Raw genomic sequence first — 25,233 nt, forward strand, 5'->3', positions numbered from 1 at the left:
TTTACCCAACCTTTGCCACCGAAAATGAACTAATAAGAGAGCAACCACACCCACATTTATGCCCCTGAAAAGCAACGGGTATACCTTCATCAAGATAATTGGGGTTACCCTCAATGATTGTCGTTGGCCCATGACCGTCTTTTGGACATGAAACTTTATCGCCTTTACGTGCTACACCTATGCCCCCGAACTTCATCGTGCCAGAGCCTGTTAATACCTTTCCACCATGCGTGGTTTTATCGCCAACCCGGATAATTGCTAACATATGAAATTTCCTTAACCTGTCATAACCACGAACATAAAATATTTAAGGAAGCGTGCTGTTAAAAAACTCAACCTCCTTCAGACACCCTCAGTAATACATTGATAAAATTCTGCAACTTTAGCATCTATGACATTTGACTCAAACGTCTCTAAGTGAGATTTTTTATCGATCATTTTATCCCGTGACGTTCTCGAGCCTGATATTTTCTTCTTTATTTTAGGATCATTACTAGCCTGAGAAATTTCAGCCTCATCCAATTCCTTTACAGCGTTTTTAATATGACCAGGCGCTTTTTAGTCTATATCTGAAAGCTGCTTATTTTCGTTGTAGGTAATGATGTGACTTTAAGGATGGCCGCTAACGTTTTATTATGAACGACTTTCACATACATGCTTTCACTACAACCCTCTTTCAGAAGCAGCTTCAATTTTGATGAGGTTATTTTTTTCATTATTTGTGAGAACTGAGTCACAATAATAAATCACTGCTAGACTCCCACTACCCTCAACACTCCATCAACATCGAACCGCATAGTGCTGATAGTGGTCCTGATGTAAGTCACGAAACTTAGCCAGTTGGGTTAATAACTCCCCTTTGCCCTCTAAATTAATTTCGCTTTTAATAGTTTCTGCATTGCACCGGCAGAGATAACTTCACTATCAAATGACTGAATTGCGCCCATGTCCCCTTCATTTTCGGACATTGCAACCAAAATTTTTTCCATCCACGGTTAAGGATCCATCCGCTATCCGGTTATCCCATCTAGAGTATATCGCTAATGTAATATTCCCCCAATACACTGGCCCATACCGAGTACCATAACGTGTAACTTTAAATTTATCCGCATATAGTTTTTCACCATCACATTGCATACCATTAAAATATGATAAAAATGTCACTGAATGCATATGCCACGGCTCCGCCACCATTCCCGATACCTGCTTCATCCGGCTCATTTTGCTGATAAACGCTTCGGTATATGTCTTCCATACGCCAGCGAAGGGTCTGTTGCCAGCGTGTCCAGATACGGTTTCCAGTACGCCTCATCCTTGCCATAATACCATTCACTCAGATGTTCAACTATGAGGCGATACAGACGGTCGCGGTAAGACGGGTTATGCACCGCCTGCAAGTATTCCTGCTTTGAATACTGTTCATCGTTGTTAGTATCTATCTGCTTCAGCAGACGGCCATTGTTGGGCTGGTTTAGCTTCCGGCTGCTGTCAGTTTCATTTAACCCAAACCAGTGACAGGTATAGATTTAATAAGGCAAGGGTTTCATTTCTTTAATCCGTTGCTCATCAATGCGAGAAATGCATTTGTTAACTAATGTTGCATTAGCTTGAGAATCTGAATCGGCAAAGAGTGACTCCATAGCGCACTGCTGATCTCTATATTTCAACCAATTTCTTTGTGCTGACAATAACTCTGAAGAGTAACGTTTTGCCATATCCTTATCTGTTGAGTAGTTTTCATTTATTCTTTTTTTAAATGCGACATACTCATGGTTAAGTCGTTTTTCAGAGTCGTTTTTTAATTGTGCATAGCAAGAATCAATTGATTGCGTTTCATTTTTCAAAGAGCAGACGTCTTCTGCTAATACTGGAATAGATACCAAAAATGACAAACCAAGCACTAACACTTTAATTAATGACATATTATTGACCTCTTAAGTAATTTGCTCTATGACGCCCATTTTCATAGCCAGAAATCGTTGCATTATTTTCTATGTATGAAATTAACTCCTGCCGACTATTATTCATTCCAGCTCTCATTGGCCTTTCGCCACTAAAGCCCTGATATATAAAGTCAACAAGAATGCCCTGGATTTTTTGTTCTAAACTATCCCATGGCAAAGCACCTGCTACTCCATTAGTTTTGGTTTTATAATTCCCTTTAGCTCTTGTCACATAATCTGGATAAATCAGCCCAAACAATTTATTTTGCTGCATCCTGGTGATTTCACCTATTGACTCTCTATTAGAAAGGACAAAGTTCATTGCAGCACTCCCTTTCAATCCAGCCCCCATCGAAATTTCATTGGCTTTATCTGAATCTATCCCCGATGCAATCATATCACTATACACTGAATCTTTACTTCTTCCGCCCATATCATACCCGCGACCAAGAGTCACGCCGGAGAGATCATTTCCCGGCCAGTGGATCCGACGACTAAAGTATCGATTCCCTGTAATATCGTTACCTTCAGCATCGAAAGTAACTTGTCCTTTATCTACTTTGAGCCATTTCAGAGCCATTCCATCCTCATCCACTAATGCCCCCAAGAATACCAGCGGATGCATATGCCACGGCTCCGCCACTATTCCCGATACCTGCTTCATCCAGCTCATTTTGCTGATAAACGCTTCGGTATACGTCTTCCATACCGCCAGCGAAGGGTCTGCTGCCAGCGTGTCCAGATACACCTTCCAGTAAGCATCATCCTTGCCGTAATACCATTCACTCGGATGTTTAACTATGAGGCGATACAGATGGTCGCGGTAAGACGGGTTATGCACTGCCTGCAGGTATTCCTGCTCTGAGTGCTGCCCGTCCTGATTGGTATCTATTTGTTTCAGCAGGCGGTCATAGTTGTACTGGTTCAGCTTCCGGCTGCTGTCAGTTTCATTCTGTGCCGCTTTGTACAGCTCACTCAGAATGCCTTTCACCACATTGTCCGGATGATGAATGCCGTCTATCAGGTCAAAACTCTCTGGCTTCTTATCCAGCGTCACAAAACCCAGGCCCGCAAGGTCGAACTGCGCCACCTTTTTCACGCTCTCTTTCGCCATCCAGCCGCCTTCCGGCCTTATCTGGTAATACCCGGCGCCCGGCTTTTACGATCTGACTTAACCATTTTGCCCTGTGCATCTGGCATGTAAAGATCTGCGCTCTTTGTAAGGCTCAAAACACTTAGAATATTCCACTTCACAACACCGCTACGGGAAAACCATCCCATCATCATCTGTATAAGGAATTTCAGTTATGAATTTACTTTCAATATTCTTATTCCTGAACGAGGATGGCAGACAATCATCTGACTGTACGATTTTGTCATCTTTTTTGACATCAAATGACATTGTATATTCTTCCTTTTCCGCCCCATTAATTATGTCAATAACATAACTATATTTCCCTCGATTAAATCCATAATATGTAACACCCATTTTACTATCTACAAGTCTTTTTAGCTTATTCTCCGCATCAAAGTGAACTATCAATTCAACCTTACCATCTTTTTTGAATGTATAGTTAAGAGCCTGAGTTTCGTTATCTATTGTAAACAAAACCTTTCGAGTTAATTTCCCTGGCAACGAACACGAGATAATTTCAGTTGTGTTTAAGCCGGAAGCAGCTGTAGAACTTTCTGACAATAAAAAAATGCTCACTCCCACCCAAAAAAAACTACGTATTCTCATAAAAAAACCCCCTCACACAACTGATATGCTGTTTGACGTTCATCCAACCCCATAGTCCCACCGTTGACTCTTCTTGTTACACTTATTACATCATCAAAGCCATTACCTTGATCACGAGAATATACTTCATAGTGCAACCAAAACCATATAGCACTTCGTATGGCATAGGGCATCTCATTTATTTTCTCTGGTTCTTCAACAGTATTAGGTGGATTTCCTTGCCAGTAATTATTATACTCCTCCATAAATCCATGATATTTTCCATACCCAGTAACTTGAATCAATCCCCTGCCTCTAAAATTATAGCCATCATCTGGGTTGCTTTGTCTATTACCATTCAACCTTAGATAATGTTTTCTCCCAATAGCTTGCTCGTCAGCCCTACGAATAATCCGCCGGCTTGCATTTTTCTCGTAGCCATCATTTTCGGATTCAGTTGGATGCTCACGATAATACTGACTAAATGACCTTAGGGTTGCTGGGGAAAATTGGAAGCCTTCTGTTTTACCTTTCAATTGCGGACCCACCTCACCTTTAATCTGAGAGAAGAAATGCCTCAATCGCGTCGGAGTGTCCAATTTAAATGTCTGAAGTTTGCCTCTTAACTCCTCAACAACAGTATTGATATCTGCATCTGAGGCGTCAGGGAAAATTCGTTTCAACTGAGCGTATGTAACTCCATCATTGTCAGTCAAAAATCCATCTAAAAACACCACGGGATGCATATGCCACGGCTCCGCTACCATCCCCGGTACTTGCTTCATCCAGCTCATTTTGCTGATAAACGCTTCGGTATACGTCTTCCATACCGCCAGCGAAGGGTCTGCTGCCAGCGTGTCCAGATACACCTTCCAGTAAGCATCATCCTTGCCGTAATACCATTCACTCGGATGTTTAACTATGAGGCGATACAGATGGTCGCGGTAAGACGGGTTATGCACTGCCTGCAGGTATTCCTGCTCTGAGTACTGCCCGTCCTGATTGGTATCTATTTGCTTCAGCAGACGGTCATAGTTGTACTGGTTCAGCTTCCGGCTGCTGTCCGTTTCATTCTGTGCCGCTTTGTACAACTCGCTCAGAATGCCTTTCACCACATTGTCCGGATGATGAATGCCGTCTATCAGGTCAAAACTCTCCGGTGCCTTATCCAGCGTCACAAAACCCTGGCCCGCAAGGTCAAACTGCGCCACCTTCTTCACGCTGCTTTTCTCCATCCAGCCGCCTTCCGGTCTTATCTGGTAATAGGTTGCTTCAGCATTGTTGGATAACGCTTTCCCGTCAGCATCCACTCCGGGAACTTTTGAGAGAGTCAGAATGCCTGGGGCTCGACTTTTACGCTCTGACTTAACCATCTTCCCTTGCGCATCCGGCATATAAAGGTCTGCGCCCTCTGCATAGGTCAGGTAAGCCGGGTTTTCCTCCCCCACTTTATCCGGATTGGTCAGGAACGTTGGCAACTTGCTGTCCGCACTCAGGCATTCAATATGTACCTGGTAGCGCGAACGCTTGCCGTTCTCTTCAGGCAGTTCGTAAAAACCCAGGTGTCCGATGCTGTCACCGGCATTAATGTTCAGCGGTGTGGCCGGGATAACCACTTCTCCGTATTTTGGCTGCCCCACTGTGGCTCCACCTTCTGCGGTCAGGTTATCGTTATCCGACACCACCCACACACGGTCCCCTTTCTTCAGCGGGTTATTGTCCTGGCCCAGCGTGACAAGACTAAAAACACGGCTATCTGATACCCGCGTAAATGACGGAACATCAGTATCCACCGTCACCGGGAAATCCTTAGCCAGATTGCCGCAGTCTTTCCCGCTGCTGATATCTTCAGTGCTGAGATAGCATTTCATGGTTGTCGTCGTTTTACCGATCTGCTGAGTACCGCTTTCTGCACCGCAGACTGGTGAACAATTGCTCCACCATGACGGCTCTTTTGCCTGCCCACCTTGTGGCTTCAGCCATCCCCGGTCCGACACCGTCCAGATTTTGTCGCCTGCATGCAGTGACCCGGTATCCTTTACCACTGTCACTTCACAGAACTGTCGATGATGATGGCTTGACGTCATCACCTGCGCGCCCAGCTTCACCTCAGTCCCGGCGGGTAGGGTGCCACTGGCCGTTGCCGTATTCACATCGTCCTGCGAGCTATAGTACTTCTGTCCCTTTGCCGTTTCCCTAAGATAAACATCACCCTGCCCGTAAGCCGATACCGGAGCCAGATTCATATACAGCGTGTGAAATTTCAGCCCGCTGCTGGCCTGTTCACCCGGCTGGATATTATGCTCAACCAGGACAAATGATGTTGAGAAAAAGACTTTATCACCACGCCACTCAACGAAGTCGTAGTCGTCACACACCCGGTAAGCTACGATTTTACCGTCGGCCATACAACTGACCGCCTGTTCGCCAGCATAAGGCTTATGGACATAAGCCAGCTCTGACGCATTCGAACCTGTGATTGCACACCACGGGACAGTAGCATCAGTAATATGAATGCCGCCATGCCACATTCCCTGGCTACCAACCAGATAAAGCCCTGAACTTTCGCCTTCAAGGATACTCAGCAGCTCTTCGGCGTTGCCAAATTTCTGTCCCCTGCCATTAGCCGGAACCGGAAAACTGATTTTGGGTATTGAAGCCATGTTTTACCTTCACTGTTATTCGCTGGCGTATTTGGCGGAGTTTTTACCGACCACACTGATTTCTGTCGTTTTGAAATCAGGTGTTTCAAACGGCAGGCTCTTCCCTGTCCCTGGCACCAGATAATTAGCCACCTTCATGGTCAGGTCACCTTTCGACCCGTGCTCAATGCCGCTGTCGCTGAGTTTCAGGTAAGAGCCGCCGCCATTCACCGTTAGGGCTTTAGGCGTACTGATAACAATTTCATCGTCAGTACTGGTGATGGTCAGTTCTTTTTGCGCACTCATGTCCAACGTGTTGTGGCGGGCATGCATTTCCACATCACCGAGGTTGGCTATCATTCGCACTCCCGCTTTGTGTGCAAACAGCCCCAGTTCATTCTCAGCACTCAGGGAGATGTTTTTCATTGCTCCCATATCAAGGTGCTTACCGGCCGTCAGCATCGTATTCTTTGTACTGGTAAGCTGAAGGTGCTCGCCTGAGGTAAAGGCGATCCCCTTCGGGGCGGACGCCAGCAGGACTGCTGCCTGCAAGTCAGCAATGCTCTGCGTCACAAGGTTGTTCTGAGCCTGAATATCACTGACCAGCGCTTTCGCCGCTTCAGCCGCATTGTTCAGTGCCTGCATTTCGCTGTTGGCCTGTTTGATGCGGTTGACGGCCGGCGTCATTTCCAGCATCTGACCTTCACCTTTTGCCTGCGCATCCGCGGTCATGAACATGCCTCTTCCGGCACGAACGGCACCGAATTCATCGGTACGCAGTTCAAAACCGGTACCGCGTGGCTCACGCTGAGCATTTACCACATGGCCACCGTTAAGCTGCGTTTTCCCATAAGGGGTCGCCAGCTTAAAATGCTCTTCCTGACGCTTATCTTCCAGGCGAAGTTTGTTGTCCCCCGCTGTACGCCAGACGTTCCGCGTGTGATTGTCGCGGGTGACATGATCCGGGTGTTCGGAATCATGCTGGGCGTGGGCGATGTAGGGCCTGTCCGGATCTCCGCTGTCAAACATCACGGAGACTTCAGTCCCATCGAGCAGCGGTGAGTGAAAACCGTAGGTGTCTCCGGCATAGGGTTTGGCCATTCGCAGCCACAGGTACGCGTATCCCTGCTCAGTCTCGCTGCGGTCAAAATCAAGGCGAACCCGGTAGCGGCCTTGGTTATCCAGATACGCATAGGTGTCGCCCTTTTCGTCGCTTTCCACCCGGGCAGGTAACGTACCGGCGACAACCGGACGCTTCAGCAGTGCCGGGCGATAGCAGACGGTTTCACTGTAAGGGATCCCCGTAAAGCGCAGCTGAAACCCCTTATCACGGGCTCCGGAGGTCTGCACACCGGTGATCACAATACCGTCTTTCAGCGACGCCGGAATACTGCCCTGAGGCTCCAGTACCTCACCGGGTGCCAGTAACGGGCTGCTTGCGCGCCCTTTTACTGTCAGCTGCCCGTTGAGATACCGCTCATGGCGGAGACGGGCAAACCAGGCACCGCCTTCCGGGGTGTCTGCATCACCCTCACTCAAAAACGGCTCCGCGTAGTGATAGGTCTCGCCGGTGGTGGCTCCGCCCTCCTGACGGACGGTCGCCGAGCTGTCCTGTGGCGTCAACGCTTCACGGTAGTTATAGTCGCGGTTAGCGACGCTTCCGGTGACCACATGGTCTTCCGGGCTGATATCCCAGACACTCTCCTGACCGTTATCGCTGGTGCGTGAGGGCGGGATCACCGGGAGTTTTACGCCAAACTGATACTGCATCTGACTGTCCTGGAAAATCACCACATCCTGCTCTATACGGCAGTCCATTTCAAAACGCCAGAAAATGCCCACTTCCGCCAGTAGACGCTGGATAAATTCCAGATCCGTCTCACGCCACTGGGTAATCAGTTCACGGACCGGGTAATGCTGCGACAGGCGAAACTCAAAATCCGCGCCTCCCAGACCGTGGGCGCGCAGAATTTTCTCCACCACTTCCGGCACCGACTGATTCAGATAAACCTCGCTGCGCTGCGTGTGCTGCATCAGAGCAATACGCGGCACGATGCGAAGGGCATAGGTGATTTCATCCCCCGACATTGAGATCCGACGGAAGGTATCCACCACGCCATATATCGTGCGTACCGGCACAGCTGGCGTGCCATTAAACAAAGGTGTCTGGAACGTGAAGGATGCCGGTTTCAACATGACTTCACTGCTGGCAATACTTGCCGTACAGGTGACGGTGACCTCGTAACGCCAAGGCTGGCTCAGCGATTCGCTGGCACGAAACCGCAGCACGTCCAGGAAATGATCGCACTCATGCACATCCACCCGGTAGCGGGACAACCCCAGAGCCTCATCAATCGCGTTCTGCGCTAGGCTGCTTAAGCGTTCAGTCATCGGTTATCTCCTGCTGTTTATTCTGCGCGGCGTCAAACTCCAGCACGATGCCCTCTTCCTCATCCCATCCAAGCGTCAGACTGTGCGGTTTCTGCTTCGCGGCCATGTGAGTAAGTAGCTGCTGACTCAGTACCGGCAGGATTTGCTGGTTGAGCAGGCTGTCGACGTTGCGCGCACCGGTGTCCGGCAGCAGGCAGGCGACCGTCAGCGTGTCATACAGGCTGTCACCAATATGCGTGGTCAGGCCGTAATGGCGTTGTAAGCGCTTGCTGACCTGGCTGAGCTTCATCTCCACAATGGTGCGCATGGCGGGTTCATTCAGCGGGCGATAAATCACGGTCTGGAAACGGGCCAGCAGCGCAGGCTGGAAGTGGTCACGCAGGATCGGGCGCAGCAGTTCATGCAGGTCGCTTTCACTGGCATCCGGTTGCTCATCCAGCAGCTGCATGAGGTGGTCGCTGCCGAGGTTAGAGGTCATCAGAATAACGGTATTACGGAAGTCGATTTCACGCCCTTCACCGTCGCGCATAAAGCCGCGGTCGAAAACCTGGTAGAACAGATTCATGACATCGCGGTGCGCTTTTTCCACTTCATCCAGCAGCACAACGCTGTACGGACGCTTGCGCACGGCTTCGGTCAGAATACCGCCCTGCCCGTAGCCAACGTAGCCCGGAGGGGAGCCCTTCAGCTGCGAAACCGTGTGCGGCTCCTGGTATTCAGAGAGGTTGATGGTAATCAGGGATTTCTCACCGCCGTACAGCACATCCGCAAGCGCCAACGCGGTCTCAGTTTTACCGACACCACTCGGACCGACCAGCAGGAACACGCCCTGCGGACCGTTCTCTGACGTCAGCCCGGTTTTCGCGGCACGCAGGCGTTGGGTAATGGCATTCAGCGCCACATCCTGTCCAACCACGCGTTTGCCGAGTTCATTTTCCAGCACCAGCAGTTCGGTCTGTTCATCCTTCATCAGCGAGGAGAGCGGTACGCCGGTCCAGTCGGCAATCACGTTCGCCACGGTGCGGGTGTCGACATCCAGCAACAGCAACGGCGTGCAGCCCTGCAACGCGGAGAGCTGGTTTTGCAGGCGGTTGATATCCGTCTGCCGGCTGATGTCCTGGCGCACTTCGAGCAACTGTTCCGTCAGGCTCAGCTCGCGACCGTACTGGCTTTCCAGTTCGTCGAGTTCGACGATCAGATCGTTCTGCTGCTGTTCAATCGCCGCCAGACGTTCGCCGTGCTGATTGTTGCCTAGCGCGATATCTTCCAGCAGCGCCTGCTTCTCAATGTCCAGAGCGGTGAGCTGTGCGCGGTACTGCGTCAGCGCTTCAGGCACGGTGTCGAGACTCATGCGCACGCGGGCGCTGGCGGTATCCAGCAGATCAACGGCTTTATCCGGCAACTGGCGGCCCGTCAGATAGCGGCGGGAAAGCGTGACTGCCGCGCGGACTGCATCATCAGTGATGTGCACACCGTGATGTTCGGCAAAGCGGGATTTCAGGCCACGCAGCATCAGGCAGGCAGTGTCGTCATCCGGCTCATCGACTTTCACCATCTGGAAGCGGCGCTCCAGAGCTGCATCGCGCTCAAAGTATTGTTTGTATTCAGACCAGGTGGTGGCCGCAATCGTCCGGAGTTCACCACGCGCCAGCGCGGGCTTCAGTAGGTTGGCTGCATCCGCGCCACCTGCCTGGTTGCCTGCACCGATGATGGTATGCGCCTCGTCAATAAACAACAGAACGGGTACCGGGGACTGCTGTACTGCATCAATGACGTTTTTCAGACGCTGTTCAAATTCTCCCTTCACACCCGCGCCCGCCTGCAGCAGGCCGAGGTCAAGCGTGCGAAGCACCACGGATTTGAGCGATTCTGGCACATTGCCTTCGGCAATTCTGAGCGCCAGGCCTTCAACCAGTGCGGTTTTGCCGACACCCGGCTCGCCGACCAGAATCGGATTGTTTTTGCGGCGACGAGAGAGGATATCCACCATCTGGCGGATTTCGGTGTCACGACCAAACACAGGATCGATCTTCCCTTCCTTCGCTTTGGCGGTGACATCAAGGGTGAATTTATCCAGTGCGTTCTGCAAAGCAGGGTTGAGTTCTCCCTCTTTTACTTCTGCACCCACAGGGCGCCCGACGAACTCCACTTCTCCACCATGGCTTTGCGCCAGCTCCGCTTCCTGCTGCACTTCAGGACGTTCATCTGACTGCGCATCAAGCAAAGGCCGCAAGCGCTCGAGCTGACTCTGGCCCAGGGTCAGCAAAGGCCACAGGCCGTCGCAGCGCACCAGATTTTGTTTCTCAATCAGGGCCATCAACAAATGAACGCTGCGGAGATGTTCTTCACCCGCCAGTGAGGCTATCAGCCAGGCTTGCTGCATCAGCGACTGAATGTTTTCTGAGAGCTGCGGCCGATGGCGCACCGAGCGCGGTTGTTTATCCAGCCAGCCCAGTAAATCCTGCCAGATGCTGTCCATATCCCATTCGTAGCGTCGAGCCAGTACCGTCAGGTCACCTTCCCCCTGCTCCAGCAGCTTCAGCAGCCAGTGCTCCGGCAGAATTTCGGCATGGGCACGGGTCTGACAGAGCGAAGCTGCGCCTTCCATCGCTCGGGCACAGTAAGGATTCAGACGACGTAACAGGATGGCTGGATTTTCCATGAGATTCTCTCTTTGTCGGTTCCTGGACACGCTACCGCCCCTCGCTGTTCACCAAAGCGCATAAGGTCAGGCAGGCAGATTGTTTTTTCTTTGCTGAGTGCCCGCAACTCAGGCACTCAGCAAAAAATTGCGGACAGGAAAACCTGCCCGCATCAGGATTACGCCGTGGCGCGTTCGTTCCAGGAATCGGAATGAATGATGTTGCCGTCTTTGTAGGTCCAGGTGATTTTTTCGTAACGCAGTTCAACGCGTTCCAGGTGGTTGTGCTTCTCTTTAGAAGGATCCTTGATGTCATACATTTCAGGATTTACCTTCACGACCTTCACGTTTTCCAGTTTGGTGTTGAAGTACTCCACTTCCTGACCCGCGTCGTTGATTTTGTACCACTTGAATTCCGCAGACTTCAGGGTCTGGCCGGTGGTCACCGCTTTGTACAGATACGGGCTGGAGGAATCGATTTCCTTAGTGAACAGGAACGGCGTGTGGATACGAGTGCCGGTCAGCTTGCCGGTGTTGTTATCGGTCGGGATGTACAGTTTATGTTCCTGAGCCACCACTTCGATGCTGCCGTCACGATCCTGAACGTCTACAGACCCTTTGATGTCCGCGCCGCCGTCGTCTTTCAGCCAAAGATAAACAGGAATTGCCATGGAATTACTCTCCATTGTGTTGTGAAGCGTCATCATCCTGCGATGACGCTGAGGGTTTGCCCGGTATCCGGCAGGCATCGGCCTGCGGAACCAGACTGATTTCGACACGGCGGTTAAGCGCACGCCCTTCCGTTGTGTCATTGGTTGCGACGGGACGGTCCTGACCGTATCCCTGAACCGCAAAACAGCTTTCCGGCACATCGCCGGTATCTCGCATCCAGTTGCGTACCGACTCCGCACGCTTCAGGGACAGCGTCTGATTCAGTTGCGGATTACCGGTGTTGTCGGTGTAACCACTGACCACGATCAGCCATCCCGGTTTGGCCTTGATCCCCACCAGAGAATTGACCAGCATTTTGGTCGAACCGCTTTTCAGCTCAGATTTACCGGAATCAAACAGCGACATGCTGTCGAGACGAACAATTTTCGGTACGGGCGTTGGCTTCGGTTTTGTTGGTGGCGGTGGAGGCACATAGGTATCAATAGCCTGCTGCACCGCCAGCCACAGGCGGTTGCCAGAATAAAGTCCTAGCCCGTAACGAAGGGGTTCTCCCTGACGCTGCCAGCGCTCCAGCAACAATGCGTCCTGCTGCAGGGCAAGCAGGGCCTGTGCTTTCGGAACATAGTAGCTCATTGGGATAACCTGCCAGCGCTGAAGGTCGGCGCTTACCTTGCGGATAAGCGACAGGTTATGCCGCACGGATAGGACTATTGCACCGAGGGCGCATAACAGCAGAACTATCACAACCCGACGCCCGGTTTTCCCACCCTGCAATGGGGTGGTATAAGGGGCCAGCAGAGGGAGTACCGAATCGGCAAAATGCCACCGAGGTTCACAGGCAGTGACATGGCCGGCAGGGGCAATGCGGGTCTGGCGGAACAATAACTGTGGCCACAGCGCGGCTCTCGAGGTGAATATCGATCCGAGACGCAGGGTCACTGCAAATGGTCGTACGGCCGGATACAGCCTGTCCCCTTTGCCCAGTTCACTCAGCATCACGGAGTGAAGCAGCGTTGTCGCCTGAACCAGATACGGCTGAATAAAGGCCGCCTGCGGGGACTGCTGCCATTCACTGAGGGTGACGGCAGATTCATCTTCCGGACACACCAGGGCCGTATCTCCCCGCACCACTATCCAGGGTGTTTCCGGACCGCTGAATTCGGTACTCAGGACAACCGGCACGCTATAGCCGGTCAGGTCCCGCAACAGCTTCATCTGCAGGCGCAACGCCTTCAGGGAAGCGCGCAACAGTGCCTCATCTTCATGCTGGTCCGGCAGACAGCGGAACATCACGGCGAGTTGGCCAGCCATCGTCGGGGTGCGGGCCAGTAGACGCTCTGCAAAAGGCGTGAGTCCGGCCAGTTCCGTTACCCGGATATACCAGCCCTGCGCTGTGCCACGTGTCTGCCCTGCTGCGAACATGCTATCACCCACATCCCCGCAGACCAGCACCACCGGTCCGGTATGACTGTCGGGCGGGAAAATTCCGGCCTCATCAGCCAGTTGTACTGGTTGCTGTTGACGGTAACGGCGACGGGCAAGCATGCCCGCAACCAGCAAGACCACCAGAGTCAGGATGGCTTTCCCGGCAACCAGCCAGGTCAGGAATCCCCATACCAGCCACAACACGGCGGCAAGGCAGAGCACTACCGGCAGAGCAGCCCGGACGACTGTTTTTCCACGCATCAGGGCTGCTCCGGCAGTTGCTGGCGCAGCAGATCCTGCAACCACAAATGACCACCCAGCCACACCACACCGGTCAGGATCACCGCCAGCACAATCCAGAACCAGACGGATCGCAGCAGGTTATAACGACGGCGACCGGTCTTCTGAACCACCAGTGATGTCCCGCTTTCCAGCGGTGGCACTCGCTCATTCAGGGCTGCGATCACCTCATCACGCTGTGACTGCCCGACACCAGAGAGGCTATATTGCCCCTGAAACCCTAGCGCCAGCACCCGGTGGTAGCAGGTCAGCACAGCAGGCTCCGGTGCAGGCTGACGCAGCACCTCAGAGATACGATCATACAAGGCCCCGCCTGCTCTCAGGGATCCGAAGTAAACTGCCTGCAGTGGTGCAGAGCGCCAGGCGCGCTGCCCGGCATCAAGGGCCATATTCAGCACATCGGGGGCAGTGTCAGCAGAAACAGCCACCTCCGTATTTTCTGCTCGCAACCCTACCGACTTACGGTTCATGACTGTTTCGTCCAGCAGGGCGCACTGGGCATAAGTGATGTGATCAATACTTTCAGCATCCAGCCCGGCGCGCTCCAGCGCCTCGCGTACGCTTTCCACCTGTGCTTTGCAGGCCGCATACAGCGCAGGGCCATCCGTCACCTGCCCTCCGTGACGCAATTGAGCCACGGTTAGCCAGGTCTGCGCCATCAGGGCATCAATATCGATAACCTTATTCATGAGCGCAGCACCGCAAACAGTTCCAGCTCCAGCTCGCCGAGCAGGGATGGAACGTAGAATACGCACACCCCCTGATCCAGCATTTCGCGAGCCGAATCACTCTCCATGTCCAGCACAAAGTACTGGTTCTCCAGACGCACCGGCAGCGCTGCCGGTACACGGCTCAGGGCAATGAGGCCAATTCCTTCGACTGCCACGCCGGATACTTCATCGACATTCGCCGGGGCACCGGCAATACACATCTCTGCAAACCGTTCTGCAATTTGCCATGCCGGGTGACTGGCTCGTACAGAAAGGTAAAAATCCGCTTCATCGCGCAGACGAATATCATGTAGTACCGCTTTCCAGGTTTCCGGATCCATCCTGTCCATTCTGACCGCAACCACGCGTGATGGCAGGCTTGCTTCCAACAGCTCACTGATGAGGTCAAACAGCGGCGGGAAGGTTTTTTCTGGCGCACGGTGGTCATAACACGGAATGGCATCCAGATCGTGTTCAAGCGAGAAGGTCAGCATACTGCCAGCAAGACGCGCCAGCTCGGCCCAGACCTGCTCAGGGTGACGATCCGGAAAGCGTTCATATTCAGAAAGTACACGGGCATGGGAGTTCAGAGCATTGAGCAGCCAGAACAGTGATACGTCAGAGACAGCGAAATCGGCCATCCGGTCATTGCTCTCGCGGCGCATGGACATCAGGCGCTGACGGCGCGAGCGCAGCTGACGGTTTAACAGCGCCAGTCGTTCGCACAGTCTACGACTGGCCGAGAACAGTGCCATAGGCGGGATAAAATCCGGATCCTGACGCCAGCCCCCCTCCCCGTCCTCCAACAGACGGGCAATGGCGCAGGTATCCCAGGCACTGTTATCTTCATGTCCGAAACGGAATGCCAGATTAAAGCGGGCCACAGCCATCGACTCTTCTTCCTCACCGAAACGATCGGCGATCGTTTCCCAGGCTTCCCGATAGCGCAGCGGACGCTCCGCTGGTACCGTGTCCGTCTGCACATTTACGATCCCGGCCTGCATCACCGGTAACGCCACATACACCGTCACCTGGGCATTGCTGGCAGAAGTCGGTGCCTCGATTTCACGCGGCTCCGGTGGCAGGTCGCTGAACCGGGTATCAATAAGCGTGTCATCCGGGAACCAAAGACGAAGCGACTGTGCCTGTACGCGGCCGGAGGCCAGCATCGCGTCATCCAGCTCAATCCGCCCAACGCCCCAAGGGAAAGCATTTCCGCGGGCGGCAATACCGGCGCGGGAAAATGCATCCCATTCAGACTGCTGCTGAAACTGCTGAGGGGCCAGAAGCGCCCCTTCATTCCATAACGGACGATGAATTTTCATCCCTGATTTCCCCTCGCCTTACGATTTCGCTTTCGGCATCTGGGAAACCAGCGACAGGTTGACGTCCATGCCTTCAACCTGGAAGTGCGGGATCGCGTACAGCTTCACGCGGAAGAAGCCCGGGTTGTCTTCAATATCTTCAACAACCACTTTCGCATCACGCAGCGGGTGAGACGCCTGCAGCTCGTCACCCGGATCGGTCATTTCAGTCACCAGGCTGCGGACCCAGGTATTCAGCTCCAGTTCAAGCAGCCGGCGATCCTTCGTGGTACCGATGTTTTCACGCTGGATCAGCTTCAGGTAATGGGCGATACGCGACAGCAGGAAGATGTACGGCAGGCGCGCGTTGATGCGGCTGTTAGCCGTTGCATCCGCGGTGTCATACAGCGCCGGTTTCTGAGTGGAGTTGGCCGAGAAGAAGCAGGCGTAGTCGCGGTTTTTGTAGTAGGACAAAGGAATGAAGCCCAGATTCGCGAATTCGAATTCGCGCGTTTCAGGGATCATCACTTCACTCGGGATTTTCACCTGATTGCCGGTACCCAGGTCATACAGATGGATAGGCAGATCCTGGACCGCACCGCCGGCCTGCGGGCCACGGATTTGTACGCACCAGCCATTATTAATAAAGCTGCGCACCATGTTGGACGCGAAGGCAAAAGATGCATTGGTCCACAGATATTTGTCGTGATCCGGACCTTTGACTTCTTCGACATAGTTGAAGCTGCGAACCGGAACGGTATCCGGGCCATACGGTAAACGTCCCAGCACGCGCGGCATCACCAGACCGATGTAGCGAGCGTCGTCCGTATCGCGGAACGATTTCCACTTGATGTACTCGGCGCGGTCAAAATAGTTACCAATATCTTTAATCGCGGCAACGTCTTCCATGGATTCTTTCAGGAAGAATTTCGGGCCTGCCGAGCCGATAAACGGCATGTGTGCAGCAGCGGACACTTTAGAGATGTTGCGCAGCAGCGCGACATCCTGCGCTGAAGCATCGAACTCGTAAGCGGAAATCAGCGCCGCAATTGGCTCGCCGCCCGGGGTGTCGTATTCATCAATGTAGGTGTGCTTATACAGACCACTCTGGACGATTTCCGGGCTGTCTTCAAAGTCCTGACGCAGGTCTTCTTTAGACATACTCAGCAGCTCAATTTTCACGTTCTGGCGAAAATCTGTTTTATCAACCAGCGACTTCACACCGCGCCACAGGCTTTCAACCGCCTGAAACTCGTCATGGTGCATAACCGCGTCCAGCTGGCGGCTAATCTGATAATCCAGCTCAGCGATGTGGTGATCGATCAGGCTTTTATCGAGTTTTTCGACCTTCGAGCCGGCTTTGGTCAGACATTCCAGAAAGACCTGCATACCTGCAGTCAGACGCTCATCAGCGGTCGCATCTGACATGGCCTGCGCATCTTGCCAGATGTCCAGCGCGCTCAGTTCGGAGACAGGGCTCAGATTGATTTTCTCAAACAGGGAGGCGTAAACCCCACCTGCAGCGGGACGTTCCAGCACCACGCTTTCACCGCCAGTAATATTATTTTGTACAGACATGAGCATTCCTTGATTAATCCGTTAATACAGCGTGATGATTAAGGTTTTTTTGATGCCAGGGCTGAGAGTTCATTTCGCAGCTCAGCACTAAGCGACTGGTCCAGAACGATTTTTTCCAGCTCTTTTCGGAAAGTCTGGTTATCCAACAGGTTGGCCTTGAGATCGCGAAGCAAGTTGCGCATCGCCAGCATCGCCTTCAGCTGCGGTATCTGAGCAGCCACTTGTTCTGGCGTGAAATCTTTCATGCTCTGGAAAGTCAGCTGAATGTTGTCCTCACCACCGTCGTCAGACAGCGTATTTTTAACAACCAGATTAACTTTTGGGGAATATTCGGAAAGAACGCTATCAAAATTATTTTTGGTGATGTTAATTTTTTCACGCTCAGATATTGTCGCAGAGTCCTGCCCGTTACTGAAATCACCCGCAACCAGTAATTTCAGCGGTAGTTCCATTTTCTTACTTGCCCCGCCCGTATGCAGGTCAAGCTTCAGGTTAATACGTGCCTTAGGCACTTCATTCTGAAAACTGTCAGCCATCTCTTCATCCCTCATTGATTTGCTACGGCAACTTCACGGTATCGTTCTCGATGCGCAATATTAGAATAATGATCGACATAAAATCAAATACGCAGATCTTTTATCCGCAATGAGAAATTTCTTAAGAATTTTCCACTAATAGATTATGGCGAAATACGCTATCGCCTTAGAAAAAGACACTAGTTTTGGTATGTAAACCGCATATTTGTATCGAAAAAATGATTGAAGGCAGATAGTCACCTGGGAAAATGCCTTATATTGATTTGCATCAAAACGGTGAAATCAAAAAACATGGATGGGCTGCATTGCAGTATAACTACACGTGAAAATTAAAATATTTATAAATAATGAAAACAAACAGAACCATTGACCGCACAAATAAAAAATAAGAAGTTTCACAAGGAATTTTCCTATTCAACAATCCGGAAGCGATTAATAGGGTTCTTAAGTGAGGAATTTGTCCGGAAATAACACTCTGCGTTTTGCCCATTCACACCTTGATCAGAAGATGGCCTGCCCGCAGCCCATGCAGAGGGAGTGCCCTTATGGCCAGTGATAATAAAATATGTTAAATCAAACACCTCCAGAGCTGCCGCTTTTTTAATCAAAAACGAGTAATAGCACATATCGTATAACGGTGCTACATTACGCCGCCCACCCAAATCAGCAGTGGCCAGGTAACGCCGTAAAGTTCGGTAAAGCCTGCAACCATCACCTTGAAGAACGGTCTTATCGGCACGTCGTATCGCAAACTCTGCGCTACCTTTACAGGCTTCACATAGGTTTTACTATTTTGTCTCAATCCAAATTTCAACGTGCGTTTTTACACCCGCGTTACTGGTTCACATGGTTTGGTCTTGGCGTTCTCTGGCTGCTGGTTCAACTTCCGTACCCTGTCCTGCGTTTGCTGGGGTCAAAACTGGGCAGCGCATCCCGCGTTTTCCTTAAACGTCGCGAATCCATCGCGCGTAAAAATATTGAGCTGTGTTTTCCGCAGTACAATGCCGAAGAACGCGAGAAACTCATCGCGGAAAACTTCAAGTCTATCGGCATGGCGCTGCTTGAAACCGGCATGGCCTGGTTCTGGCCAGATGAGCGTGTTCGCAAGTGGTTTGACGTGGAAGGGCTGGATAACCTTAAACGCGCGCAGATGCAAAAACGCGGCGTGATGGTCGTCGGCGTTCACTTTATGTCCCTGGAGCTGGGCGGCCGCGTGATGGGGCTTTGTCAGCCAATGATGGCAACCTACAGACCGCACAACAGCGCGCTCATGGAGTGGGTTCAGACCCGTGGCCGCATGCGTTCCAATAAGGCGATGATCAGCCGTAATAACCTGCGCGGCATGGTCGGTGCCCTCAAGAAGGGAGAGGCCGTCTGGTTTGCTCCCGATCAGGATTATGGACGTAAAGGCAGCAGCTTTGCGCCCTTCTTTGCGGTGAAAGACGTGGCGACCACGAACGGCACTTTTGTCATTTCGCGTCTGTCGGGTGCCTCTATGCTGACCGTGACAATGGTGAGAAAAGCAGATAAATCAGGCTATCGTCTGCACATCTCCCCTGAGATGGCTAACTATCCGGAAAACGAGTGTGAAGCCGCGGCGTTTATCAATAAAGTCATCGAAACTGAAATCATGCGTGCGCCAGAGCAGTATCTGTGGATGCATCGTCGTTTCAAAACCCGTCCTCTTGGCGAAGCCTCGCTCTATATCTAAGCCCTTCATGAAGGTTAGTTTCGTTAAGAAACTAACCTTTTCAATCACCTGCCATCTCATTAAGAAACGCGCTTTCATTGCGTCGCCCAAAGTGAATTTATTGCGATGCGAAATCAAACTGTCGCCGTTCCACGACACTCGTAAGTGACGGAAATTATTTAAAAAAATCCCTCTTGTCACCCCTCATTTTTAGGCGTACATTAGCGCCGTCTGGCAACAGGAAAGCACAGAATTCTGAGCTGGTGTTAACGGCGTAACGGGAAAATTCTCATTTCCGTTTTGACCGGATTCCAGTTCTCTATAATCAGGTGGACTCTGTTTTTAAATGCGTACCACAAGATACGCGGAGCGATGAAACGTGAAATATTTCTTTATGGGCATTTCGGTGATTGTTTTAGTCTGGGCCGGAACCTTTGCCCTCATGATCTAGTGAAGAACATGCAGTCAAAAAAAGGAGCCGATGGCTCCTTTTTTTATGTCATGACGACGCGGGATTTTCAGCCACGCTCTTTGAGGTGAGAAGCCCGTCGGCGCGGAACATACTCTTGATGCCCCTCACTGCCTGACGAATACGGTCGCTGTTTTCAATCAGGGCAAACCGCACATGAGTATCGCCATAATCACCAAAGCCAATGCCCGGCGATACGCATACCTTCGCATCCTGCAGCAGCTTCTTGGCAAATTCCAGCGATCCCATCGCCGCGTACGGCTCAGGAATTTTCGCCCAGACGTACATGGACGCTTTCGGCATTTCCACCATCCAGCCCGCTTCATGCAACCCTTTTACCAGCACGTCGCGGCGGCGCTTATACTGCGCGGCAATCTCGTGAACGCACTGCTGATCGCCTTCCAAGGCTGCGATAGCCGCGACCTGCAGCGGCGTAAAGGTACCGTAGTCGTGATAACTTTTAATGCGCGCCAGCGCACTCACCAGCGTTTTGTTACCCACCATAAAGCCGATACGCCAGCCCGCCATGTTGTAGCTTTTCGACAGGGTAAAGAACTCGACCGCCACGTCACGCGCCCCCGGGACCTGCATAATAGAGGGCGCTTTCCAGCCGTCGTAGACGATGTCAGCATAGGCTAAATCATGAACCACCAGCACGTCATAACGCTTGGCCAGCGCGACGACCTTCTCGAAGAAGTCGAGCTCCACGCACTGGGCCGTTGGGTTCGACGGGAAACCGAGGATCATCATCTTGGGTTTCGGATAGCTTTCGCGAATCGCACGTTCCAGCTCGTTAAAGAAATCGACGCCTTCCACCAGCGGCACGGAGCGGACCTGCGCTCCGGCAATCACCGCGCCGTAGATATGGATCGGGTAGCTTGGATTAGGCACCAGCACCGTATCGCCATGATCCAGCGTGGCGAGCATCAAGTGTGCCAGCCCCTCTTTCGAACCGATGGTGACAATCGCTTCACTTTCAGGATCGATATCTACCTGATAGCGATCCTGATACCAGCGCGAGATCGCGCGACGTAACCTGGGAATACCGCGAGAGGTTGAGTAGCCGTGCGTATCCGGGCGCTGGGCTACCGTGCAGAGCTTTTCAACGATATGCGGTGGCGTGGGGCCGTCAGGGTTACCCATGCTGAAATCAATAATATCTTCGCCGCGCCGACGCGCAGCCATTTTCAGTTCAGCAGTGATATTGAAAACGTAAGGGGGGAGACGATCGATACGCGTAAAACGGCGTTCAGGACTGAATTCAGCCATAGATTCCTCAGATTAACGTTAGCGCCCGGACCGTCCGAGCGACGCTGCCACCGATGTGGCGTGTTTAGAAAATAACCTGAAAAAAATCACGCTGTCGAGAGGGAAATGAAAAAAAAGCGATCGACTAAAAACAGGAACGCGGCTAAACCTAAAAGCGGAAGCCCCTCTTTCGGGATTGTCTTTCTGATAGCGGTTAGTTAACAGAGTGATATCAAAACGGTTACCTGACGATACGTCGCCAGGAAAAAAACAGGACGCATCAGTCGCCGCCAGATAATCCCCTTTGTTAATTATGGTTTTTCCTCATTTGATAAACCTGACGGATAGCTGGTCATCACGCGCCAGGTTTTTTATCATGGTTCTTTCCCGTTTTCCCAGGTTTCCTCGTGCACGAAATATTTACTATGCTGCTGGCGGTTTTTGACCGTGCGGCATTAATGCTGATTTGCCTGTTCTTCCTTATTCGCATTCGCCTGTTTCGCGAGCTGTTGCACAAATCAGCCCACTCGCCAAAAGAGCTGCTGGCCGTTACCGCTATTTTTTCGCTATTCGCCCTGTTCAGCACCTGGTCCGGCGTGCCGGTAGAGGGTTCGCTGGTTAACGTGCGCATTATCGCCGTCATGTCCGGCGGGATTTTGTTTGGCCCATGGGTCGGCGTTATCACCGGCCTGATTGCCGGAACCCACCGCTACCTGATTGATATCGGTGGCGTCACGGCGGTGCCATGCTTTATCACCAGCATTATCGCCGGGGTGCTTTCCGGCTGGATCGGCCGCAAGATCCCGAAAAAACAGCGCTGGCGCGCCGGGATAGTGGCAGGCATGGTGTGTGAAACGCTGACCATGATTCTGGTCGTCGTCTGGGCCCCCACCACCGCGCTGGGGCTGGATATCGTCTCGAAAATCGGTATTCCGATGATCCTGGGCAGCGTCTGCATCGGTTTTATCGTGCTGCTGGTGCAGAGCGTTGAAGGGGAAAAAGAGGCCAGCGCCGCCCGTCAGGCCAAGCTGGCGCTGGATATCGCCAACAAAACGCTGCCGCTTTTCCGCCACGTTAACGCGGAATCGTTGCGTCAGGTCTGCGAAATTATCCGCCACGACATCCATGCTGACGCCGTCGCCATCACCAATATCGATCGCGTGCTGGCCTACGTTGGCGTTGGCGAGCACAACTATCGCGACAGCGATGACACCATTAGCCCAACCACCCGACAGGCGATTAATTACGGTAAAATCATCATCAAAAACAATGATGAAGCCCACCGAACGCCGGAAATCCACTCCATGCTGGTGATCCCGCTGTGGGAGAAAGGCGTCGTGACGGGCACGCTAAAAATTTATTACTGTCACGCGCATCAGATCACCTCTTCGCTGCAGGAGATGGCCATTGGCCTGTCGCAGATTATCTCTACCCAGCTTGAGGTTTCCCGGGCAGAACAGCTGCGTGAGATGGCAAATAAGGCAGAGCTGCGCGCGCTGCAGAGCAAAATCAATCCCCATTTCCTGTTTAACGCCCTGAACGCCATCTCCTCGTCCATTCGTCTTAATCCGGACACCGCGCGCCAGCTGATCTTTAACCTGTCGCGCTATCTGCGCTACAACATCGAGCTAAAGGATGACGAGCAGATCGACATCAAAAAAGAGCTTTATCAGATCAAGGACTACATCGCGATTGAGCAGGCGCGCTTTGGCGACAAGCTCACGGTCATTTACGATATTGATGAAGAGGTCAACTGCGTGATCCCGAGCCTGCTCATCCAGCCGCTGGTCGAAAACGCGATTGTTCACGGTATCCAGCCCTGTAAAGGCAAAGGGGTGGTTACCATCAGCATCACCGAAAGCGGCAACCGCGTGCGTATCGCCGTGCGGGATACCGGCCACGGTATTGATCCCAACGTCATTGAACGCGTGGAGGCCAACGAGATGCCCGGAAACAAAATCGGCCTGCTGAACGTGCATCACCGGGTCAAGCTGCTTTACGGCGACGGACTGCATATTCAGCGCCTTGAACCGGGCACCGAGATTGCTTTTTATGTTCCGAACGAGCGCTCTCCCGTCCATTCGACGACATCACTGTTGCCCCAGGTGGAGTAACCCATGAAAGTTATCATCGTAGAAGATGAATTCCTGGCTCAGCAGGAGCTCACCTGGCTTATCAACACCCACAGCCAGATGGAGATTGTGGGCTCTTTTGATGACGGCCTGGACGTGCTGAAGTTTCTGCAGCATAACCGGGTCGACGCTATTTTTCTGGATATCAATATCCCGTCGCTGGATGGCGTACTGCTGGCGCAAAACATCAATCAGTTTGCCCACAAGCCGTTTATTGTTTTCGTTACCGCCTGGAAAGAGCACGCCGTAGAGGCCTTCGAGCTGGAGGCGTTTGACTATATTCTTAAGCCTTACCAGGAATCGCGGATTGTCAGCATGCTGCAAAAGCTGGAGACCGCATGGCAGCAGCAGACTGCCCCTGCCAGCGCCAGCCCAACGGTACGGGAAAACGACACCATTAATCTGGTCAAGGATGAGCGCATCATCGTGACGCCGGTTAATGATATCTACTATGCCGAAGCCCATGAAAAGATGACGTTTGTCTATACGCGGCGGGAATCTTACGTGATGGCAATGAACATCACCGAGTTTTGCAGCAAGCTGCCGGCGGCACACTTTTTCCGCTGCCACCGGTCGTTCTGCGTGAATTTAAACAAGATCCGCGAGATCGAGCCGTGGTTTAACAACACCTACATTTTGCGTCTGAAGGATCTGGATTTTCAGGTGCCCGTGAGCCGCAGCAAGGTGAAAGAGTTCCGTCAGCTGATGCACCTGTAAAGCAAAAGCCCTCTCCCGCGGGAGAGGGCTATGCGTCAGAGGATTTGACCGAGAACCTGACGCAGATGCGCCCCCGAGCCCAGCAGGCCTGGGTTATCATGCACGATCAGATAGACAGGGATGTCCTGCACGTAGCTTCTGAAACGCCCTTTATCTTCAAACCCGCCGCGGAAGCCCGAGGCCTTAAAGAAGTCGAGGAAGCGCGGTACGATCCCGCCCGCAATATAGACCCCGCCGAAGGTGCCCAGCGTCAGCGCCAGGTTGCCGCCAAAGCGTCCCATGATCACGCAGAACAGCGACAGGGCACGACGGCAGTCAATGCAGCTGTCCGCCAGCGCGCGTTCGGTGACGTCTTTTGGCTGTAAATTTTCCGGCAGACGACCGTCTGATTTCACAATCGCCCGGTACAGGTTCACCAGCCCCGGACCTGAAAGGACGCGCTCGGCGGAGACGTGGCCGATCTCAGCGCGTAATTCTTCGAGGATAATGCCCTCTTCTTCGCTGTTTGGCGCAAAGTCTACGTGGCCGCCCTCGCCCGGCAGGCTCACCCAGCGCTGCGCGACATGCACCAGATGCGAAACGCCCAGACCGGTGCCGGCGCCGTAAACCGCAATCGGCTTGCCCTCGACCGGCTCAGCGCCGCCAAACTGGATCAGATGCTCCGGCTTCAGCATCGGGATCGCCATGGACACCGCGGTGAAGTCATTGATGATTTCGAGATGCGCAAAGCCGAGGTTTTTTTTCATCTCGGCGATGGAGAATGCCCATGTATGGTTGGTCATGGCGACCCAGTCGCCGGTTATCGGGCAGGCAATGGCGATGCACCCATCTTCGACGCTGGCCTGATGCTCGTCCAGATAGACGCGGACAACGGCCTCAAGGCTGGGATAATCCAGCCCGGAGTAGGTTTTCGCCCGGGAAATTTCACCGCTATTTACATCGCATAGTGCAAGGCGCGCGTTCGTGCCGCCCACATCGCCTACCAAAGCATACTTTGTCATTCTTCTACTGCTCCGCTAAAGTCAGAATAAATCTTTGGGACACTGTAAATTCAAGGCGTGATAACAACAACGACCGGAAGGTGAATGCCCATGGATTATCGATCTTCGTCACAG

At 52.4% G+C, this 25,233-nt stretch carries 21 protein-coding genes; 4 read left to right on the forward strand and 17 right to left on the reverse strand.

Features of this window, described 5'->3' with window-relative positions:
* Position 1: 1 nt before the first annotated feature.
* From FY206_RS17565 to FY206_RS25350, 15 genes are all read right to left on the reverse strand, one after another.
* Positions 2–265: a PAAR domain-containing protein gene (locus tag FY206_RS17565; RefSeq protein WP_077064457.1), complete on the reverse strand. Its 264-nt coding sequence runs from the start codon at positions 263–265 to the stop codon at positions 2–4.
* A 601-nt stretch (positions 266–866) separates the two neighbouring features.
* Positions 867–989, reverse strand: coding sequence for a hypothetical protein (locus FY206_RS25730; RefSeq protein WP_265195841.1), 123 nt, complete (start codon positions 987–989; stop codon positions 867–869).
* 537 nt (positions 990–1,526) lie between these two features.
* Entirely contained in the window at positions 1,527–1,922 is a 396-nt protein-coding gene (locus tag FY206_RS17575) for a lysozyme inhibitor LprI family protein (protein WP_100249871.1), read from the reverse strand.
* Position 1,923: 1 nt separating this feature from the next.
* Positions 1,924–3,057: a lysozyme family protein gene (locus tag FY206_RS25630; RefSeq protein ID WP_243144141.1), complete on the reverse strand. Its 1,134-nt coding sequence runs from the start codon at positions 3,055–3,057 to the stop codon at positions 1,924–1,926.
* 147 nt (positions 3,058–3,204) lie between these two features.
* Positions 3,205–3,684, reverse strand: a complete 480-nt coding sequence (locus tag FY206_RS17585; protein ID WP_077064456.1) for a hypothetical protein — start codon at positions 3,682–3,684, stop codon at positions 3,205–3,207.
* Positions 3,681–6,326, reverse strand: coding sequence for a glycoside hydrolase family 19 protein (locus FY206_RS17590; RefSeq protein WP_077064455.1), 2,646 nt, complete (start codon positions 6,324–6,326; stop codon positions 3,681–3,683). The genes FY206_RS17585 and FY206_RS17590 overlap by 4 nt, the downstream gene beginning before the upstream one ends.
* Positions 6,327–6,341: 15 nt before the next feature.
* Entirely contained in the window at positions 6,342–8,696 is a 2,355-nt protein-coding gene (locus tag FY206_RS17595; protein ID WP_077064454.1) for a type VI secretion system Vgr family protein, read from the reverse strand.
* On the reverse strand, positions 8,689–11,358 hold the full coding sequence (tssH, locus tag FY206_RS17600; protein ID WP_045890683.1) for a type VI secretion system ATPase TssH: 2,670 nt from the start codon (positions 11,356–11,358) through the stop codon (positions 8,689–8,691). The genes FY206_RS17595 and tssH overlap by 8 nt, the downstream gene beginning before the upstream one ends.
* A gap of 158 nt (positions 11,359–11,516) precedes the next feature.
* Positions 11,517–12,008: an Hcp family type VI secretion system effector gene (locus FY206_RS17605; RefSeq protein ID WP_032643420.1), complete on the reverse strand. Its 492-nt coding sequence runs from the start codon at positions 12,006–12,008 to the stop codon at positions 11,517–11,519.
* Positions 12,009–12,012: 4 nt separating this feature from the next.
* A complete protein-coding gene (locus FY206_RS17610; RefSeq protein WP_032643422.1) occupies positions 12,013–13,695 on the reverse strand; it encodes an OmpA family protein in 1,683 nt (560 codons plus the stop codon).
* A complete protein-coding gene (gene tssL / locus FY206_RS17615) occupies positions 13,695–14,423 on the reverse strand; it encodes a type VI secretion system protein TssL, short form (protein ID WP_032643423.1) in 729 nt (242 codons plus the stop codon). Before tssL ends, FY206_RS17610 begins: the two co-directional genes overlap by 1 nt.
* The gene (gene tssK, locus FY206_RS17620; protein WP_032643425.1) at positions 14,420–15,769 is read right to left on the reverse strand and encodes a type VI secretion system baseplate subunit TssK; all 1,350 of its coding nucleotides are present in this window, start codon (positions 15,767–15,769) and stop codon (positions 14,420–14,422) included. The genes tssL and tssK overlap by 4 nt, the downstream gene beginning before the upstream one ends.
* A gap of 18 nt (positions 15,770–15,787) precedes the next feature.
* Complete coding sequence (gene tssC, locus FY206_RS17625; RefSeq protein ID WP_032643427.1) at positions 15,788–17,332, reverse strand: type VI secretion system contractile sheath large subunit; 1,545 nt, start codon at positions 17,330–17,332, stop codon at positions 15,788–15,790.
* Positions 17,333–17,364: 32 nt separating this feature from the next.
* Positions 17,365–17,862: a type VI secretion system contractile sheath small subunit gene (tssB, locus tag FY206_RS17630; RefSeq protein ID WP_032643429.1), complete on the reverse strand. Its 498-nt coding sequence runs from the start codon at positions 17,860–17,862 to the stop codon at positions 17,365–17,367.
* A gap of 640 nt (positions 17,863–18,502) precedes the next feature.
* A complete protein-coding gene (locus FY206_RS25350; RefSeq protein ID WP_154219997.1) occupies positions 18,503–18,640 on the reverse strand; it encodes a hypothetical protein in 138 nt (45 codons plus the stop codon).
* 12 nt (positions 18,641–18,652) lie between these two features.
* Between FY206_RS25350 and lpxP the strand changes: the two genes are divergently transcribed.
* Both lpxP and ypdK read left to right on the forward strand, forming a co-directional pair.
* The gene (lpxP, locus tag FY206_RS17635; RefSeq protein WP_024907634.1) at positions 18,653–19,573 is read left to right on the forward strand and encodes a kdo(2)-lipid IV(A) palmitoleoyltransferase; all 921 of its coding nucleotides are present in this window, start codon (positions 18,653–18,655) and stop codon (positions 19,571–19,573) included.
* A gap of 358 nt (positions 19,574–19,931) precedes the next feature.
* A complete protein-coding gene (gene ypdK / locus FY206_RS17640) occupies positions 19,932–20,003 on the forward strand; it encodes a membrane protein YpdK (RefSeq protein WP_099458937.1) in 72 nt (23 codons plus the stop codon).
* A gap of 48 nt (positions 20,004–20,051) precedes the next feature.
* Here the strand turns inward: ypdK and alaC are convergent, their stop codons facing one another.
* On the reverse strand, positions 20,052–21,290 hold the full coding sequence (gene alaC / locus FY206_RS17645; RefSeq protein WP_032643434.1) for an alanine transaminase: 1,239 nt from the start codon (positions 21,288–21,290) through the stop codon (positions 20,052–20,054).
* 386 nt (positions 21,291–21,676) lie between these two features.
* On the opposite strand from alaC, the gene FY206_RS17650 reads away from it, so the two are divergent.
* Positions 21,677–23,383, forward strand: a complete 1,707-nt coding sequence (locus tag FY206_RS17650; protein ID WP_032643436.1) for a sensor histidine kinase — start codon at positions 21,677–21,679, stop codon at positions 23,381–23,383.
* A 3-nt stretch (positions 23,384–23,386) separates the two neighbouring features.
* Positions 23,387–24,118: a LytR/AlgR family response regulator transcription factor gene (locus tag FY206_RS17655; protein ID WP_032643438.1), complete on the forward strand. Its 732-nt coding sequence runs from the start codon at positions 23,387–23,389 to the stop codon at positions 24,116–24,118.
* A gap of 35 nt (positions 24,119–24,153) precedes the next feature.
* Here FY206_RS17655 and glk read toward each other — a convergent pair whose 3' ends face one another.
* Positions 24,154–25,119 (reverse strand): glucokinase, encoded by a 966-nt coding sequence (gene glk, locus FY206_RS17660; protein WP_032643440.1) that lies wholly within the window; start codon positions 25,117–25,119, stop codon positions 24,154–24,156.
* Between the last annotated feature and the right edge of the window lie 114 nt (positions 25,120–25,233).

The organism is Enterobacter chengduensis, from assembly GCF_001984825.2.
Taxonomy (GTDB): Bacteria; Pseudomonadota; Gammaproteobacteria; order Enterobacterales; family Enterobacteriaceae; genus Enterobacter; species Enterobacter chengduensis.

What these genes read in the sequence shown, in the direction of transcription:
- FY206_RS17565 (WP_077064457.1), bottom strand. Translation starts at nt 265, where the DNA reads ATGTTAGCAATTATCCGGGTTGGCGATAAAACCACGCATGGTGGAAAG.
- FY206_RS25730 (WP_265195841.1), bottom strand. Translation starts at nt 989, where the DNA reads ATGGAAAAAATTTTGGTTGCAATGTCCGAAAATGAAGGGGACATGGGC.
- FY206_RS17575 (WP_100249871.1), bottom strand. Translation starts at nt 1,922, where the DNA reads ATGTCATTAATTAAAGTGTTAGTGCTTGGTTTGTCATTTTTGGTATCT.
- FY206_RS25630 (WP_243144141.1), bottom strand. Translation starts at nt 3,057, where the DNA reads ATGGCGAAAGAGAGCGTGAAAAAGGTGGCGCAGTTCGACCTTGCGGGC.
- FY206_RS17585 (WP_077064456.1), bottom strand. Translation starts at nt 3,684, where the DNA reads ATGAGAATACGTAGTTTTTTTTGGGTGGGAGTGAGCATTTTTTTATTG.
- FY206_RS17590 (WP_077064455.1), bottom strand. Translation starts at nt 6,326, where the DNA reads ATGGCTTCAATACCCAAAATCAGTTTTCCGGTTCCGGCTAATGGCAGG.
- FY206_RS17595 (WP_077064454.1), bottom strand. Translation starts at nt 8,696, where the DNA reads ATGACTGAACGCTTAAGCAGCCTAGCGCAGAACGCGATTGATGAGGCT.
- tssH (WP_045890683.1), bottom strand. Translation starts at nt 11,358, where the DNA reads ATGGAAAATCCAGCCATCCTGTTACGTCGTCTGAATCCTTACTGTGCC.
- FY206_RS17605 (WP_032643420.1), bottom strand. Translation starts at nt 12,008, where the DNA reads ATGGCAATTCCTGTTTATCTTTGGCTGAAAGACGACGGCGGCGCGGAC.
- FY206_RS17610 (WP_032643422.1), bottom strand. Translation starts at nt 13,695, where the DNA reads ATGCGTGGAAAAACAGTCGTCCGGGCTGCTCTGCCGGTAGTGCTCTGC.
- tssL (WP_032643423.1), bottom strand. Translation starts at nt 14,423, where the DNA reads ATGAATAAGGTTATCGATATTGATGCCCTGATGGCGCAGACCTGGCTA.
- tssK (WP_032643425.1), bottom strand. Translation starts at nt 15,769, where the DNA reads ATGAAAATTCATCGTCCGTTATGGAATGAAGGGGCGCTTCTGGCCCCT.
- tssC (WP_032643427.1), bottom strand. Translation starts at nt 17,332, where the DNA reads ATGCTCATGTCTGTACAAAATAATATTACTGGCGGTGAAAGCGTGGTG.
- tssB (WP_032643429.1), bottom strand. Translation starts at nt 17,862, where the DNA reads ATGGCTGACAGTTTTCAGAATGAAGTGCCTAAGGCACGTATTAACCTG.
- alaC (WP_032643434.1), bottom strand. Translation starts at nt 21,290, where the DNA reads ATGGCTGAATTCAGTCCTGAACGCCGTTTTACGCGTATCGATCGTCTC.
- FY206_RS17655 (WP_032643438.1), top strand. Translation starts at nt 23,387, where the DNA reads ATGAAAGTTATCATCGTAGAAGATGAATTCCTGGCTCAGCAGGAGCTC.
- glk (WP_032643440.1), bottom strand. Translation starts at nt 25,119, where the DNA reads ATGACAAAGTATGCTTTGGTAGGCGATGTGGGCGGCACGAACGCGCGC.